General features: G+C 70.2%; 13 protein-coding genes and 1 pseudogene. 6 read left to right on the top strand and 8 right to left on the bottom strand.

Annotation, left to right across the window (positions count from 1 at the left end):
- Positions 1–53: 53 nt before the first annotated feature.
- The 4 genes from VS93_RS05100 to VS93_RS05085 all read right to left on the bottom strand — a co-directional run bounded on the left by VS93_RS05100 (position 54) and on the right by VS93_RS05085 (position 1,939).
- A complete protein-coding gene (locus VS93_RS05100) occupies positions 54–671 on the bottom strand; it encodes a DUF6879 family protein (protein WP_046468854.1) in 618 nt (205 codons plus the stop codon).
- Entirely contained in the window at positions 664–933 is a 270-nt protein-coding gene (locus VS93_RS05095; protein WP_046468853.1) for a hypothetical protein, read from the bottom strand. The genes VS93_RS05100 and VS93_RS05095 overlap by 8 nt, the downstream gene beginning before the upstream one ends.
- Before the next feature lie 111 nt (positions 934–1,044).
- Positions 1,045–1,677, bottom strand: a complete 633-nt coding sequence (locus VS93_RS05090) for a DUF6879 family protein (protein WP_046468852.1) — start codon at positions 1,675–1,677, stop codon at positions 1,045–1,047.
- On the bottom strand, positions 1,670–1,939 hold the full coding sequence (locus VS93_RS05085; protein ID WP_046468851.1) for a hypothetical protein: 270 nt from the start codon (positions 1,937–1,939) through the stop codon (positions 1,670–1,672). Before VS93_RS05085 ends, VS93_RS05090 begins: the two co-directional genes overlap by 8 nt.
- A gap of 235 nt (positions 1,940–2,174) precedes the next feature.
- On the opposite strand from VS93_RS05085, the gene VS93_RS05080 reads away from it, so the two are divergent.
- Complete coding sequence (locus tag VS93_RS05080; protein ID WP_046468850.1) at positions 2,175–5,279, top strand: type I restriction endonuclease subunit R; 3,105 nt, start codon at positions 2,175–2,177, stop codon at positions 5,277–5,279.
- 33 nt (positions 5,280–5,312) lie between these two features.
- Positions 5,313–6,824 (top strand): serine/threonine-protein kinase, encoded by a 1,512-nt coding sequence (locus VS93_RS05075; RefSeq protein WP_046468849.1) that lies wholly within the window; start codon positions 5,313–5,315, stop codon positions 6,822–6,824.
- Between the two features lie 63 nt (positions 6,825–6,887).
- Here the strand turns inward: VS93_RS05075 and paaN are convergent, their stop codons facing one another.
- Complete coding sequence (paaN, locus tag VS93_RS05070) at positions 6,888–8,570, bottom strand: phenylacetic acid degradation protein PaaN (protein ID WP_046468848.1); 1,683 nt, start codon at positions 8,568–8,570, stop codon at positions 6,888–6,890.
- A gap of 153 nt (positions 8,571–8,723) precedes the next feature.
- On the opposite strand from paaN, the gene paaK reads away from it, so the two are divergent.
- From paaK to VS93_RS05050, 4 genes and pseudogenes are all read left to right on the top strand, one after another.
- Complete coding sequence (gene paaK, locus VS93_RS05065) at positions 8,724–10,079, top strand: phenylacetate--CoA ligase PaaK (RefSeq protein WP_236700348.1); 1,356 nt, start codon at positions 8,724–8,726, stop codon at positions 10,077–10,079.
- A gap of 170 nt (positions 10,080–10,249) precedes the next feature.
- Positions 10,250–10,783, top strand: a complete 534-nt coding sequence (locus tag VS93_RS05060; RefSeq protein WP_046468907.1) for a TetR/AcrR family transcriptional regulator — start codon at positions 10,250–10,252, stop codon at positions 10,781–10,783.
- 125 nt (positions 10,784–10,908) lie between these two features.
- A pseudogene (locus VS93_RS05055) lies at positions 10,909–13,193 on the top strand (hypothetical protein).
- 466 nt (positions 13,194–13,659) lie between these two features.
- On the top strand, positions 13,660–14,025 hold the full coding sequence (locus VS93_RS05050; RefSeq protein WP_046468847.1) for an STAS domain-containing protein: 366 nt from the start codon (positions 13,660–13,662) through the stop codon (positions 14,023–14,025).
- A 66-nt stretch (positions 14,026–14,091) separates the two neighbouring features.
- Here VS93_RS05050 and VS93_RS05045 read toward each other — a convergent pair whose 3' ends face one another.
- From VS93_RS05045 to VS93_RS05035, 3 genes are all read right to left on the bottom strand, one after another.
- Positions 14,092–14,802 carry a M50 family metallopeptidase gene (locus tag VS93_RS05045; RefSeq protein WP_046468846.1) on the bottom strand — a complete coding sequence of 237 codons (711 nt, stop codon included), beginning with the start codon at positions 14,800–14,802 and terminating at the stop codon, positions 14,092–14,094.
- Between the two features lie 276 nt (positions 14,803–15,078).
- Entirely contained in the window at positions 15,079–16,071 is a 993-nt protein-coding gene (locus tag VS93_RS05040; RefSeq protein WP_046468845.1) for a DUF4097 family beta strand repeat-containing protein, read from the bottom strand.
- Entirely contained in the window at positions 16,068–16,790 is a 723-nt protein-coding gene (locus tag VS93_RS05035) for a response regulator transcription factor (protein WP_082126634.1), read from the bottom strand. Before VS93_RS05035 ends, VS93_RS05040 begins: the two co-directional genes overlap by 4 nt.
- Position 16,791: the final 1 nt, after the last annotated feature.

Genomic DNA, 16,791 nt, shown 5'->3' with positions numbered 1-16,791 from the left:
GGGTACTTCCGCGCTCGGCAGTGGAGGGCGGCCTGGGTGTTCGCCGCCCCGGTTCAGGTTGCGGTGTAGACCGGTGCTCTTGGTGCGATCTCCCGTTCGAAGAAGTCCACAAACGCTTCTGCCTGCCCATACAACTCTGACACGGTTCGCGCGGCGGCGTGCGCCAGCGCGGGATCATCGATCCGCTTCGCCCCGGCCGGAACCCCGTTCTCGTCGTAACGGATGTGGTAGAGAGCCTGCCCGCCGTACACCATGAGTTCCGGAAGCGGGTACTCACTTTCGAAGTGGCGGATGTGCCCGGCGTCGATCACGCGGATCTCGAAGCCGCACTCGACGAATATTCGGTGGCTGTGCGCCTCCCACAGCAGGTAGGGCGTGGGCGGAAGCTCGACGATGCGCAGCCGCCGCAGCCGCAGCCCCAACCGCTCGTAGTCCTGTCGTTCCGCGCGAATGTCCTCGCGTTCGCCTTCGAAGATCTCCAGGACCCGGTCCCAGTCACCGGAGCGGAACGCCTCCCAGGCCGGATCTCCCGACTCGGAGAAAACCTGCGACCGCTCCAGCTTCCAGACATCACCGGTCATGGCCGGGCTCGCGCGCAGGGCGGCGGCGTCCGCGTGGTAGGCGCGGCGGTCCATAACCGCGCCCTCAGCCGCGCGTATGGTGTCAAACATCAGCGATGTCCGGCTTCGCGGCTCGCAGCATCTCCCCGGGAATAACCACCAATCGCTCGTCAGCACCTATGCTCAGCCCGGCCGGAAGGCGGTCGCTGAAGCGCTCCGTGACGTCGCGCCCCACGATCGCCACATCACCGTTGTCGAGTTCCCAGATCTCCGGGCAGTCATCATTAGTGCGGCTCTTTTCCAGTTCGGCGGCTGTCTTTCCGAGACGCTGCTTGAACTGGGCGTCGGGCTTCACGTCCCACAGACGTTCCACTGGGATCCTCCCGTGTTCAGGGGCGGGATAAGGGTACGTTCCCGCCCCGGCGCGTTGGACACTCAACACCCTACGTATGGCGGAATCCGGCCACGCGGATAACCGATCGGCTCACCCCGGGTGGAAGACCGTAGGAGCGGGAAGTCCGGCGATCTCACGCTCGAAGTAGTCCGGGAACGGCTCGCCGTACCGCCACAGGCGGGCGATCGCCTCCACCGCCCCGGACACGAGTTCGGGATCGTCGACGCGTTTGGCTCCGATGGGGGTCCACGCCTCGTCGTAGCGCACCTGGTACAGCACGCGATCCCCGTACACCATCAGTTCGGGCAGCGGGCCCACCGTTTCGAGATGGGCCACCTCCGCGGCGTCCAGAGCCCGGATCGGGTGGCCGCACTCCACGAAGATCCGGTGGCTGTGCGACTCCCAACGCAGGTACGGCGTCGGCGGGCTTTCCACGATCCGCAGCCGGCGGAACTCCAGTCCCTGCTCGGCGTTGTCGCGCAACTCTTGGCTGATCGCCTCGCGCTCGCTTTCGAAGATCTCCATGACCCGCGCCCAGTCACCGGCCAGCATGGCCTCCCATGCGGGGTCTCCGACCTCGTTGAACACTTGGGAGCGTTCGAGTTTCCAGATCACGCCGCCGGTAAGCCGCGCCTGCTCCTGGTCGCTGTCCGCGTGGTAGGTGGGCCGGTCGAGTACCCGCCCCCGCGCCTGGCGGATCCGGTGGAAGATCTGCTCACTCATCGACAACGTCCGCGACGGTGGATCGGAACTGGTTTCCCGGGACGACCACGATGCGTTCGTCCGGTGCCATGCTCACCTGCGGGGGTATCCGGTCGGCGAGCAGCCGGGTGGCGTCGCGTCCGATGATCGCCACATCGCCGTCATCGAGTTCCCAGAATTCAGGGCAGTCCTTTCCGATCCGGCTGTCGCCCAGCTCGGCGGCGGTCTTGCCCAGCCGCCGCTTGAACCGCGCTGCCGGGTTCACGTCCCAGGGACGCTCCATGGGGACTCCTCGGGGTGGAACTACTCGGGCCAACAACCATGCCCGCCCCGTAGATCGTTACACAGCGCGACCGCCCGGCTGGCCGCCTGACCGCTGGACAGCCCAGGCCCCACGAATGGCGGAATCCGACCAGGCGGATGTATGCCCGGTTCACCCCGTTTCGCCGCCGAGGGTCGGTGATCTCGACCATACTGGGGCGTCGGAAGGAGCCTCGCGCGCCGAAGGAGTCGCCCCCATGCCCTCGCCGAAGCCCGCGCACCACGAAGCGGCGTTCGAGACGGTCATCGTCGATTCGCTCACCGGGGCCGGCGGATGGGTGGAAGGGCTCCAGAAGGACTACGACCGGCGGCTCGCGCTCGACACCCGGCGGCTGTTCGAGTTCCTCGGGCGCACCCAGCCCGAGGAGTGCGAGCGGCTCACCGAGCTCTACGGCGGCGACACCGCGGAGTTCCGGCGGCGCTTCGCCGAGCACGTCGCCCGCGAGATCGACCGGCGCGGGGCGCTCGACGTGCTGCGGCACCCGGTCAAGGACCGCGGGGTGCAGGTGCGGCTCGCGTTCTTCAAACCGGCCGGCGCGGGCGCCGCCGACGCCCTCGCCGAGTACGACGCCACCGTCCTCAGCGTCACCCGGCAACTGCACTACTCCGCGAAGACCCCGGAGAAGTCCCTCGACCTGGTGCTGTTCTGCAACGGGGTGCCGGTGGCCACCGCCGAGCTGAAGAACCCCCTCACCGGGCAGACCGTGGAGCACGCCAAGCGGCAGTACCGCACCGACCGCGACCCCCGCGAACCGCTGCTGCGCAAACGCGCCCTGGTGCACTTCGCGGTCGACCCCGACGAGGTGCACCTGACCACACGGTTGAACGGGCAGGCCACCGCCTTCCTGCCGTTCAACACCGGCTCCGGCGGGCCCGGCGTCTCCGGCGGCAGGGGCAACCCGCCCGCGGGACCCTCCGGGTACGCCACCGGCTACCTGTGGGAACAGATCTGGCAGCGCGACACCTGGCTGGACCTGCTGCGCCGGTTCCTGCACCTGGAGCTGCCGGAGAAGGGCAGCAAGGCCCAACCGCACGAGCGGCGGCTCGTCTTCCCGCGCTACCACCAGTGGCACGCCGTGGACCGGATCACCGACCACGTCGCCCGGCACGGCAGCGGGCACAACTACCTGATCCAGCACTCCGCCGGGTCCGGCAAGTCCAACACCATCGCCTGGCTGGCGCACCGGCTGTCCACCCTGCACACGGTGCCCGACCCCGCGGGCCTCGCCCCCGGCGCCGTGCTGGGCCCCGACCATCTGGTGTTCGACAAGACCATCGTGGTCACCGACCGGTCGGTGCTGGACAAGCAGCTCGGCGACACCATCTACCAGTTCGACCACACTCCCGGCGTGGTCAAGCGCATCACCACGACCGACGGCAGCAAGTCCGGCCAGCTCGCGGCGGCGCTCGCCGACGCCACCACGAAGATCGTCATCGTGACCCTGCAGACCTTCCCCTACGTGCTGGAGCAGGTCACGTCGCTGCGCGGGAACCGGTACGCGATCGTCGCCGACGAGGCGCACTCCTCTCAGTCCGGCGACTCGGCCTCGGCGATGAAGCGGGCGCTGCGCAAGCTCGGCAGCGACGACATCGACGCCGACGGCGACCCGCTGACCGCCTCGGCGCTGGCGCGCGGCCGCCACCCGGAGCTGTCGTTCTTCGCGTTCACCGCCACCCCGAAACACAAGACCCTGGAGCTGTTCGGCACCCCCGACCCGGTCACCGGCACCCCCGAGGCGTTCCACATCTACTCGATGCGCCAGGCCATCGAGGAGGGCTTCATCCTCGACGTGCTCGGCAACTACATCACCTACGCCAACTACTTCCGGCTGGCCGGGCCCGACGCCGCCGACCACGAGGTGGACACCAAGAAGGCCCGTTCGGCGCTGGTGCGGTTCGCTCTGCTCAGTCCGGAGAGCATGCAGCAGCGCGCCGAGGTCATCGTGGAGCACGTGCACCGGGACACCCGGCGCCGCATGGGCGGCCGCGCCAAGGCGATGGTCGTGACCGGGTCGCGCAACCACGCCGTGAAGCTCCACCGGGCCATCACCGAGTACGCGGAGACGCTGGGCTACGGCGACTGCGGGGCGCTCGTCGCGTTCTCCGGGGAGCTGGAGGTCGGCGGCAACCCTGACGACCGGGTCACCGAGACCAGGATCAACGGGTTCGGCGAAAGGGAGCTGCCGGACCGGTTCGGCTACACGCGCGCCGACGACCCGGACGCCCCGGCGAACGGCAAACCCGAGCACCGCATCCTCGTCGTGGCCGACAAGTACCAGACCGGCTTCGACCAGCCGCTGCTCACCACGATGTTCGTGGACCGCAAGCTCACCGGCGTGCAGGCGGTGCAGACCCTGTCCCGGCTGAACCGCACCCACCCGGCCAAGAGCCAAGACGACCTGTTCGTCCTCGACTTCGCCAACGATGCCGAGGAGATCCGCAAGTCCTTCCAGCCGTACTACGAGACCACCCTGACCACCCCCACCGACCCCAACCTGCTCTACGCGGCCGAGCGCGAGGTCATGGAGCACCAACTCCTGGTCGAGCACGAGCTCGCCGACTTCGCCGAGGCGTTCGCCGCCGCCGACCGCTCCCGCGCCGAGGGCCGCGAATGGCAGCACCTGCACACGGAGATGAACCGGCACACCGATCCCGCCCTGAAACGGTTCGTCCGGCTGCAGGAGGAGGACCCCGAGACCGCGGAGTCCTTCCGCGGTGCCCTGCGGGACTTCGTCCGGATGTACGCGTTCCTCGCCCAGATAGTGCCGTTCACCGACGCCGGGCTGGAGCGGCTGTTCCAGTACGGCAAGCTGCTGCTGAACCGGCTGCCCGACCGCAAGGAGGAGTCCGACGTCGACCTGTCGGGGACCTACATCGAGCGGTTCCGGCTCACCCGTACCGGCGTGCACGACGAGCGTCTGACCGCCGAGGGCGAGCAGGTGCTGCCCGGTTTCGCCGAAGGCGGGAGCGGCACCGCGCAAGAGCCGGAAATGGGCTCCCTGCAGGACCTCATCGACGAGCTCAACAAGAAGTACGGCGGGAACATACAGCCGGGGGACATGGGCGACCCCATCAACGCCCTCGTGGAGGAAAAACCCGGGATGGCCAACGCCGCCGACGCCAACAGTGAGGAGGACTTCGGCCTGGTCTTCGACACCGCCTTCGAGGACAAGGTGTACGAGAGCGCCGAGAACAGGACCGCGTTCCTCCGAATGTTCAGCGACAACGACGAATTCCGGGAGGAGTTCGTGCGCAGGGCCCGCGGACGCGCCTACCGGCGGCTGCGCCGCGACGCCGCCTGACCCGCCCCTCCCCCGGCTTGATTGGGCCCTCCGATGTTCCAGCAGCGCGTCATCGCCGACCGCTACGAGCTGACCGCGCCGATCGGCCAGGGCGGCATGGGCGTGGTGCTCCGCGGCTACGACCGCCGGCTCGACCGGCGGATCGCCGTGAAACTCATGAGCAGGCAGCACCTGAGTGTCTCCGGCACGGAGGCCGACGTGCTGGTCGAGCGCTTCCTGCGGGAGACGAGGATGACCGCCCGGGTCGAGCACCCGGGCGTTCCGGCCGTCTACGACGCCGGAACCGAGGACGGGGAGCTGTACCTCGTCATGCAGCTCGTGGAGGGGCGGGACCTCGGTGATTTCCTCGCGCAGCGGGGTCCGCTGCCCGTGGAGAGCGCGGCCGCCATCGGGGCGCAGCTCGCCTCCGTTCTCACCGCCGCGCACTCCGGCTTCCTGGTGCACCGCGACATCAAACCCGCCAACATCATGGTGGGCCCTGACGGCACCGTCAAGCTTCTCGACTTCGGTATAGCGATCCTGCTCGATCCGAGCGTCTCCCGGCTCACCCGCAGCCACAAGGCGCTCGGCAGCGCGCCCTACGTAGCCCCCGAGCTGTGCACCGGCAAGGACGTCACCGCACGCACCGACCTGTACGCGCTGGGCTGCCTGCTGTTCGAGATGCTCACCGGCCGCCCCCCGTTCACCGGTTCCCTCCCCGAGGCGCTGCTGTACCAGCACGTGAACACCGCCCCGCCCTCACCGAGCGAGTTCCGCGACAACGTGCCCGCACCGCTCGCCGCCCTCCTGGCCGACCTCCTCAGCAAGGAGCCGGCCGACCGCCCGGCCCACGCCGACGAGGTCCTCACCCGGCTGGCCCCCTTCCTTCCGGCGCCGCGGCCGGCGGGAACCCTTGACACGAGTGGGGAGCACGACCCGACCCGCCCGTTCCGGTACCCGTTCGCACCCCGTTCCCGCGCCGGTGAAAAGGCGGGAACGGCCACGCCTCCCTTCCCCGCGCCGCAGCCGACCGGGCCGATCGACCCGGAGCAGGTGCGCGCCGAGGTGGACCACCTCGTGGGCGAACAGCGGTTTACCCAGGCCGGTGACCTCCTCTCCGACGCGCTCGCCAACGCGGAAGAGCTGCCCGGTGACGTCCGGCTGCTGTTCATGTACCTGCGGGCCGACGCCTGGTTTTACGCCCGCCGCTTCGACCAGGCCGAGCGGGAGTACCGGCGGCTCCTCCCGCTGCTCATCGAGCACCACGGGGAGGGAAGCGCCGACGTCCTCGACTGCCGGGATGGCCTGGCCGGCTGCCTGGTCGACCTGGACCGGCATTCCGAGGCCATCGAGGTGCTGCTCGACCTGCTGGACGGCTACCGCGCGCTCGGCGAGGAGGACACGGAGGAGGCCCTTGAGGTCCGCTTTGGGATCGCCCGCGGCCATGCGGCTCTCGGCGAGCTCGACAACGCCTGGAGCCACCTGCGCGACCTTCATGACGACGCCGCGCGCGTCCTGGGCCCCGACCACCCCCTCACCAAAAGGGTGCGGCGGCTGCTGGGCTGATCCTGGCCGCGTCGGCACCGTCCTCGCCGGGAGGCGCCGACCCGGCCAGGATTCGAGGAGAGGTCAGGCCGGGCGGCGGGACTGGACGAAGTGGAATCGGCCGGCGACGTAGCCGGGGTCGGTGAGGGCGGCGGTGGCGGCCGGGTTGGCGCCGCTGCCGTGGTAGTCGCTGAAGGCGGCCGACTGGTTGACGAAGACCTGGCCGGTCAGGTTGGCCGAGATGTTCACGCCCGCGTCGAGCGCGGCCCGTTCGGCCGCGTCGAGGACGTCCTCCCGGGTGGAGTACACCGCCGCCGTCAGGGCCCCGCCTTCGGTGATCGTCTCGCGCATCAGCCGCACCGCCTCGTCGGTGTCCCCGGTGCTGACGAGGAAGGAGATCGGGCCGAAGTGTTCGCGGCCGTACACGTCGCGGCGGTCGGCGCCGAGCTTGACGATGAGGGGGGTGCGCACGGCGGCCTCGGTGAACTCCGGGTGTGCCACCTCGGTGGACTCCAGGACGACCTCGCCGAGCCCGCCCGCCTCCTCGATGCGGCGCAGCACGCCGTCGTTGGCGATCGCGCCGAGGACGCCGGTGGCCCGCTTGGGCTCGCCCAGCAGCTTGGACACCGCCGCCGCGAGGTCCGCGCCCACCTGCTCGGCGCTCTTGTGCCCCTCGTCGGTGTCGATCCCGCCGCCGGGCAGGAAGATGTTCTGCGGTGTCGTGCACATCTGCCCGCTGTACAGCGAGAGCGAGAAGGCAAGGTTGCCGAGCATCTGCCGGTAGGCGTCGGTGGAGTCCACGACGACGGCGTTCACCCCGGCCTTCTCGGTGCTGACGAACGCCTGGCGCGCGTTGTTCTCCAGCCAGTCGCCGAACCCGGTGGAGCCGGTGAAGTCCACGATCCGCACCTCGGGCCGGGTGGCCAGTGTCGCGGCGAGCCCTTCGTCATTCCGTTCTGCGGCGAGCAGCACGGTGTTGGGGTCGAGCCCGGCCTCGGCCAGGACCTCACGGAGTACCGAGACGGTGATGGCCATGGGCAGGACGGCGCGCGGGTGCGGTTTGGCGATCACCGGGTTGCCGGTGACCAGGCTGGCGAACAGCCCCGGGTAGGCGTTCCAGGTGGGGAAGGTGTTGCAGCCGATGAGCAGCGCCACCCCGCGGGGCGCGGCGTGGAAGCTCTTCTCCATCACCAGCGGGTCCCCCTTGCGCTGCGGTTTCTCCCAGCGCACGGAGCCGGCGTAGCGGGTGGTCGTGTCGTAGCCGTAGGCCAGTGCCTCCAGGCCGCGCGCCTGGGCCTCCGGCCCGCCGGCCTGGAACGCCATGACGAACGCCTGGCCACTGGTGTGCTGCACCGCGTGGGCCATCTCGAAACTGCGCCGGTTCAGCCGGTGCAGCGCTTCCAGGCACACGCCGGCGCGCGCCCGGGGGCCGGCGTCGCGCCAGGACGGCAGCGCGTCCCGGGCCGCGGCGACCAGGGTGTCGGGGTCGACGTGCGGGTAGCCCACGCCGAGCGTGATCCCGTAGGGCGAGCGCTCGGTGACGACGCGGTCCTTCCCGCCCGGCTGGTCGAGCGGGAAGTCCTGGCCGAGGTAGCCCTGGAACGCGGCCTCGCCCGCGGGCGCCGCCTCCTCCCCGTAGACCTTCGGTCTGGGCGATTCGGGGTAGGGCGTCCAGCAGTGCCGCTCGTGGATCGCCGTGACCGCCTGTTCCAGGGTGTCTCGGTGCCGTTCGAAGAGCTCCGCGGGGTCCGCGCTGACTGTGGCCACGGGTCCGTTCTCCCAACGTGTGCTGTGCGGGTGCCGGCCCTCTTGACAGGTGGCCCGCCGGTGGTGCTTCTCTTGAGGTATTACTAACCGACCGTTCGTTCAGTACGCAAGGGGCAGTGTCGGGCGGGCGGGAGAGCGACGGAAGGACGAGCGGTGACCGAACAGGCTTCCCCCCGCCACGGGCGCGTGCGCACCCCGCGGCGGCTGGGCCGGGCCCCCGCGCCCGACGACCTGGATCCCATGGAACGCGCCTCGCGCGACACGCTGGAGGAGCACCAGCTCCGCAGGCTCAGGTGGACCCTCCGGCAGGCCTACGAGCACCAGCCGTTCTACCGGCGCAAATGCGAGGCGGCGGGAGTCGTTCCGGAGGACCTCACCGAACTGGCCGACCTGGCCCGCTTCCCCTTCACCACCAAGCAGGACCTCCGCGACGCCTACCCGTACGGGGCCATGGCGGTCCCCATGGACCGCGTCCTGCGCCTGCACGCCTCCAGCGGCACCACCGGCCACGCCACCGTCGCCGGTTACACGCGCGGCGACCTGGACATCTGGTCCGACCTGGTCGCCCGCTGCATCCGCGCCTCCGGAGGGCGGCCCGGCGAAAAGGTGCACGTGGCCTACGGGTACGGCCTGTTCACCGGCGGGCTCGGCGCTCACTACGGGGCCGAGCGGCTCGGCTGCACCGTCATCCCCGTGTCCGGCGGCCAGACGGCGCGGCAGGTGCAACTGATCCGGGACCTGCGGCCCGAGACGATCATGGTGACGCCGTCCTACCTGCTCGCCATCGCCGACGAGTTCCGCGCCCAGGGCTTCGACCCTCGGGACACCTCCTTGCGCACCGCGATCCTCGGGGCGGAGCCGTGGACCGAGGCGATGCGCGCCGAGATCGAGGGGACATTCGACCTGCACGCCGTCGACATCTACGGGATCTCCGAGGTCATGGGGCCGGGCGTGGCAAACGAGTGCGTCGAGGCCAAGGACGGCCTGCACGTGTTCGAGGACCATTTCCTGCCCGAGATCGTGGACCCGGTCGACGGCGGCGTCCTTCCCGAGGGCACCGAAGGCGAGCTCGTCTTCACCTCGCTGACCAAGGAGGCGCTGCCGGTCGTCCGGTACCGCACCCGCGACCTGTCGCGGCTGCTGCCCGGCACGGCCCGGCCCGCGTTCCGCCGGATGGCCAAGGTGAGCGGACGCAGCGACGACATGGTCGTCATCCGCGGAGCGAACCTCTTCCCCACCCAGGTGGAGGAGCAGGTGCTGCGCATCGCGGCGCTGTCCCCGCACTTCCAGCTCGTGCTGCGCAGGCCCGGGCGGCTCGACGAGCTCACCGTCCGGGTGGAGCACCGGCCGGAGGCCACGGCCACGGCGGTCGAGGAGGCCGGGGAGCGCCTGCGGGAGGCGGTCAAGGAGCACACCGGTGTGAGCGGCACCGTCGAGGTGACGGCGCCCGGAACACTGGAGCGCTCCGTCGGCAAGATCAGGCGCATCGTCGACGAGCGCCCGGCGTAGCGGCTGTGGCCTTGCGCACCGTTGCGCGGAAGGGAAGCGATCCGGGGGCGTGAATGGACCCGACACCGGTAGATTCGACGACTGTGCCCAGTACGCCCGTATCCGACGAACCGGCCCCGGCCCGGCGGCGCGCCGGGCGCCCGGGCTACGACGCGGAATCCGTGCTGCGCGTGGCCGTGCAGGTGTTCAACGAGCGCGGCTACGACGGCACCAGCATGGAGGACCTCGCGCGGGCCCTCGGCGTGACCAAGTCCGCCATCTACCACCACTTCGCGGGGAAGTCGGAACTGCTGCGGCAGTCGCTCGACCGCGCCCTGGACGCCCTGTTCGCCGTCACCCGCGAACCCGCGGCGACCAGCGGCCCCGCTATCGACCGCCTCGAACACGTGCTGCGCCGCAGCGTGCACGTCCTGGCCGACCAGCTCCCGCACGTCACGCTGCTGCTGCGGGTCCGCGGGAACACCGACGTCGAACAGCACGCCCTAGAGCGGCGGCGCGAATTCGACCACTTCGTCGGCGACCTGGTCCGCGAAGGCGTGGCGGCGGGCGACGTCCGCCCCGACATCGACCCCGCCGTGGCCGTCCGCCTGCTCTTCGGCATGGTCAACTCGATCGCCGAATGGTACCGGCCCGGGCACGGCATCGACGCGCCCGAACTCGCCGACACCGTGGCCACCGTCGCCTTTAGCGGCCTGCGCGCCTAACGGCCCTGCCCACGCACGCCGCGGGCTCCCGTGCGTCTCCCTCGTACGCGGACGTGCGGTGGTTAGGGTGAGCAGATGGAGCCGGTTCAGGCGGTCTAGGCTCAAGGGGGGTTGGCGCGTTGGCGCTGCGGGGGGTGCTGTCGCGGGGCGTCGCCGCCGCGGCGGCCCTGTTCGCGCTGATCGTGGTCACGGCGGGTCCCGCGGCCGCCTCGCCCGACGCGCCCGCGCCCGAGCGTCCGGCCGGCTCCGTGGTCCTGGTCGGTGTGCCCGGGCTCATGTGGGAGGAGATCGACCCCGACACCACCCCGCGCCTGTGGGAGCTCGCCGGGGAGAGCGCGATCGGCAACATGTCGATCCGCGCGGCGACCTCCCGCACCTGCCCGGTCGACGGCTGGCTGACCGTATCAGCGGGCCAGCGCGCCTTCAGCGAGCGCCAGCAGTACTTCATCTGCGAACTTCCCGTCCCGCCCGAGCCCGATGGCGAGGCGCGGTCGTCCCCGATTTCACCGACCACGTCGACGCCAACGCCGCCTCCTCCTACGCCGCCCGGACCGGCCTGCTGGGCCAGGCCGTCCACGACGCCGGCGGTTCCACGCTGGCCGTCGGGCCCGGTGCCGCGCTGGCCGCGGCCGATGAGAAGGGCCGCGTCGACCGCTACCTCGGCGGTGTCGGCGAGCTGGACAGCCGGGACCTGGAGGCCGCCCGGCTGTCCGTCATCGAGCTCGACGACCTGGCCGACCTCTACCTCGAACCGCCCGAGGACCCCGACGCCGAGATCGACGACGAGGACGAGAAGCCCGAGGAGGAGGAGCCGGAGCCCGACCCGATCGAGGACACCGACCGGATCGACCGTCTCGCCGCGATCGACGACCAGCTCGGCGACGTGCTGGAGGTGCTGCCGGAGGACTCCGTCCTGATGGTGGCCGGCGTCTCGGTGGAGGCCGGCGCCTCCGAGCTGAACGCCGTAATGCTGCGCGGTCCCGGCTCCGGCGGCGACCACTACGACGGCGGCTACCTGACGTCGGAGTCCACCCGGCACGACGGTCTGGTCGCGCTGACCGACGTCAGCACCACGCTGCTGCGCACGTCTGCGCTGCAGACCGAGCCCGGCATGGTCGGCCGGACGATGGCGCAGGTGGAGCGCCCGCCCACCACCGGCGAGGCGGTCGAGGAACTGGTGAAGTTCAACACGGCCGCGAAGGTCGTGGAGTCGCACACGCCCGGGTTCTTCAGCGGCCTCGTCGCCGTACAGCTGCTCATCTACGCGGCCGCCGCCTACGCGCTGCACCGCTACGGCCACCGGAACCTCCGAAAACGCGTGCACGTGCTGTCGGTGACGCGGGTCGTGGCGCTGGGGGGCGCCGCGTTCCCCGTCTCCAGCTACCTGGCCAACCTGCTTCCGTGGTGGTCGGCGAACGTTCCGCAGCTCGCCCTGCTGTGCAGTGTGCTGCTGGCCGACGCCGCCGTGGTCGCCCTGGCGATGGCCGGGCCGTGGCGGCGCACCATTCTCGGTCCGATGACCGTTGTCGCGGGCATCACCACCGTGGTCCTCTTCGTCGACATGTGCACCGGCGCCAACCTGCAGATGAACTCGCCCACCGGCTACACGCCGATCGTGGCCGGGCGCTTCTACGGGCTGGGCAACATCGCGTTCGCCACGTTCGCGACCGGGATGCTCATGACCGTCGCGGGGATCGCACACCTGCTACTGGCCAGAGGGCGGCGCACCAGCGCCATGGTCGCGGCGCTGGTGGTCGGCGTCTCCGCGCTGTTCGTCATCGGCTGGCCGGGCCTGGGCACCGACTTCGGCGGTGTGCTCGGGATCATCCCCGGGCTGGCGGTGACGGTGCTGATGATCGCCAGCCGGCGGGTGACGGCGGCGCGCATGGTCGCCGTCCTCGGCATCGCGTTCGTCGTCATCGCGCTGATGTCGTACCTGGACTACCTGCGCCCGGCGAACGAGCGCACCCACTTCGGGTACTTCGCCGGGGAGGTCCTCGGCGGCGAGGCGATGACGTTGATCACCCGCAAGCTGAGCGGGATGCTCGGCACACTGGGGAACTGGCAGCTGACCCTTCTGTCGGCGTGTGCGCTGCTCTTCCTGTTCGCGGTGCTGAACAAGCCCACCAACTGGCGGGTGGGCACGCTGCAGCGCGCCTACGAGTACGCGCCGATGCTGCGTGCCGGGCTCACCGGGTCGCTGGTCACGGCGGTGGCCGGGTTCGCCTTCAACGACTCCGGGATCGCCATCCCGGCCCTCGCGCTCACCGTGGCGGTCCCCCTGACGCTTTCGGCCTGCATATGGGTGCTGCAGCAGGAAGGGCCGGAACCGGCCACGGAATCCTCTGGGACCACTCCCACGGGAAGTGGTTCCATGGAGGAGGCTCCCGCTGACTTCCCCCGCGGCTAGCCTGATGTGTGAGACGAAGGCGACACCCGCGAGCGGGAGGATTCCGAAACGGACATGGCCCCTGAACACACGCTCGCGTCACTGAAGTCACGAATAGGCCACAGTCATGTGGTAGTGTCCTGCGGACGCCGGATATCAAGCGTCCTAGCAATGAGCGGGCGCGTCGCCTGCAGTCCGCAGGCCGTCCACCAGGGCGCACCCGACCGAAGTGAGCCGGAGTCCCGGTCGGAGCAGCCCGAGCCGACGTCGCAGCCCTGGGCGCACGACGACCACCATCCAGATGCCTGACACGCCCTCGATGTCGGCATGAGGGGTATAGCTACCGATGAATCAGCACTTCCGCCCTAACGGCGCGATCACCTGCGCGTCGACGGGCGTGTCCGACGCCCGCTCCCGACCAGGAGACGCGCGAATCGATGTGCTACCGGGTCGGGCTTTGAGAGCGCCGTCTCACCCCGGAGCGAGTATGCCCGCGCTGAAAATCACCGTCCGCAACGACGACGGGGGTGTGGTCCTCGTCCTCGTCGGAGAGATCGACATGGCCACAGAGGAGCAGTTCCACCAGGCTGTTCTACACTCCCTGGCAGAGTGGCCGCGGCAACGCGTCGTTCTGGACTGCACCCGGCTGGACTTCATCGACTCCAGTGGACTGCGGGTTCTCATCCAGTCCTACAAGGCCGCCAGGGAACGCCGGGGGACGCTCTTCATCGCCTGCGTCACCGAGCGGCTGGCCCAGATCCTGCGTGTCACCGGAATCGACACCCGGATCCCGGTCTTCCCGACGGTCGAGTCGGCGCTCGCCGCGCCCCTGGAGACCCCCAGCGCGAACTGAGTCGGACGGCCGCCGGTGAGCGAGGGCACCGCACGCTTTCCGTGCACGGCGCCCTCACAGGGCCGTTCAGACCAGCAGTAGCCATATCCCCAGCGCCAGTACGGACGCGTTCACCAGGAAGAAGACGAACACCCAGAAGGCTGCGGGCAGCCCGGTCAGCCGGTGGAGCTGGTCGGCGTCGGACTGCGGTGTGGGCTGCCGCCGGCGCTGCGCCTGCATCTCGAACACCGGCCGCACGCCGGCGAGGAGCATGAACCAGGTGAACAGGTAGGCGAAGCCGGCCTGCACCTCGGCTGGGGTGAACCAGGAGACCAGGAAGACCAGCGTGCCGGTACCGACAACGGACACGACGCCGTAGACGTTGCGGATCAGCAGCAGCATCGCGGCCAGCAGCAGGATGCTGATCCACAGCAGCGCGGTGATCCGGTTTCCGAGCAGCAGCAGGATCCCGGCGAGTCCCACCAGCGACGGCGCCACGTAGCCGGCGAACACGGTGAGGATCATCCCGATCCCGGTGGGCTTGCCCCGCGAGACGGTGACTCCGGAGGTGTCGGAGTGCAGCCGGATGCCCGTGAGCTGCCTGCCGCTGAGGAGGGCGACCAGGGCGTGGCCCCCCTCGTGGGCGATGGTCACCACGTTGCGGGCGAGGCGCCACGGATCGCGGGTGAGCACTACGAGCAGGGCACCCACTCCGGCCCCGATGATCAGCCACTGCGGAGGTGCCGGCTGGATCGTGAGAACGTCCTGCCAGACCTCTGTGAGTGTGGTTCCTTCCATCCGTCTCCTAGCGAGGGGACCGCCGGCTTCAGCCGGTGGGGAATCGCTTCCCTGACCTGTGGTACTTTCTCTTCGTCCCGCAAGGGACCGGTTCGGGCTGGACCGTAGCCTTCGGGCTGGAAGCCCCCTCCTTCAGGCGGGGGAGCGGAGTCACGGCCACCGCTTCCCTTTCCGATCAGCAACGCTAGGCGAAGCGTAGGCCATGCGTGAGGGCACCCGACACGCGTGCCGGATGCCCTCAGGGAGGAGCCCGGGCGGCGCACCGCCCGCGCGGAGTTAGCCGGTCGGTGTGATGCTGAGGGAGCCGCTGGTCGTGCTGGCGTCGATCTCCGCTTCGGCTCCACTGTCCCGGTCGACCGCGATGTCGCGGCTGCCGCTGGTGGAGCTGCCCATCACGTCGTAGGAACCGCCGGGTACCCGCAGGTCGATCGCGCCGGAGGTGGTGTCGGCCGTGATGCGCTGGAACGGTTCGGCGGCGTTGACGTCCAGGGAACCGGACGTGGCGGCGAAGTCGGCGGTGCCGAATCCGCCGTCGACCCGCACCGCGCCCGACGTGGTCTCGACCGTGAGGTCGGTGGCGCTGATCCCGTTGAGACCGACGCTTCCGGATGTCGCGGTGGCCTTGATGTTCTCTCCGGATCCGCTCGCCTGGATCGCTCCGGAGGTGGACTCCAGATCCATGTCGCCCTCGGCCCCGTGGAGCCGTATGGCTCCTGATGAGGTCCGTACCGACGTGTCGGCGGTCACGTCCGTGGTCTCCACCTGCCCCGACTTGGTGGACACCGACAGCGGTGCCCCGCCCTCGACGGCCCGGACGCCCACCGCGCCGGAGGCGGTCTCCACCGTGATCTCGGTGCCCTCCGGAACGCCGATCTCGTAGTCCGCGCTGCAGCCGCCGAAGCCACCGAAGATCAGCATTCCGGTGCACCTGGCCTCGGCGTTCACCGTGCTGTCGCCGTCCAGCCGGACGTCCTCCTCGACGGAGTGCAGCGGGTTGCCGCGCAACGTGCGCTCGACGGTGACCGTGTCCCCGTCGGTGCCCGTGATCCGGGTCCCCCCCGATGTCTGGTTGTCCACCACGAGCCGTTCGGCCCCGTCGAACGTGTCGCCGCGGGACTCGGAGCTGGTGGCCACCCCGCCCACGGCGCTCAGCCCGCCGACGACCAGCGCCGCGATCGCGACGCAGACCCCGATGACCAGCCAGCCGAAGTGCCGCTGGCGCGGTTCCTTGCTCGATGAGGCGTAGAGGCCCCTGCCACTGAACGTCATGCCCTTTCCTCTCCGGGGTGATTGGCCCCCGTCGTCGTCCCCGTCACTGAGCCGGCTCCGGCCGCGTTCGGCCCGGTACCGCGCAGGTACTCCAGGACCGCCAGCACCCGGCGGTGGTCGTGCTCGTGCCGTCCCAGGCCGAGCTTGCTGAAGATCGCGCGGATGTGCTTCTCGACCGCGCGCTCGGTGATGAACAGGCGCTCCGCGATCCCCACGTTGTTCGCTCCCTCCGCCATCACGCCCAGGACCTCGTTCTCGCGCGGGCTGAGGAGGTCGAGCGCGCTGTCGTGCTTGCGGCTCAGCAGCTGGGAGACGACCTCGGGGTCGATGGCCGCCCCGCCGGCGGCGACCCGGCGCAGCGTCTCCAGGAACTCGTCCACATCGGCGACGCGGTCCTTCAGCAGGTACCCGACCTTGGCGGAGCCGCCGCCGAGCAGCTCCGCCGCATACCTGCCGACCACGTGCTGGGACAGCAGCAGAACGGCCACGTCCGGGTACTCGCGCCGGATCCGGATCGCGGCGTGCATCCCCTCCTCGGAGTAGCCAGGGGGCATGCGGATGTCCACGATGCACAGGTCGACCCCGTCGTGCTCGGCGACGGCCGCGAGCAGCTCGTCGGCGTCGTCGGCGTGCGCCACGATCTCGATGCCCTCGTCCTCGAGCAGCTTCGATATCCCGCTGCGCAGCAGAACCGAGTCCTCGGCGATGATGATCCGCACG

This window comes from Allosalinactinospora lopnorensis (assembly GCF_000981225.1).
GTDB classification, from domain to species: Bacteria; Actinomycetota; Actinomycetes; order Streptosporangiales; family Streptosporangiaceae; genus Allosalinactinospora; species Allosalinactinospora lopnorensis.
The sequence above is the reverse complement of the archived record's forward strand: the minus strand, read 5'-3'. Positions and strand labels throughout refer to the sequence as shown.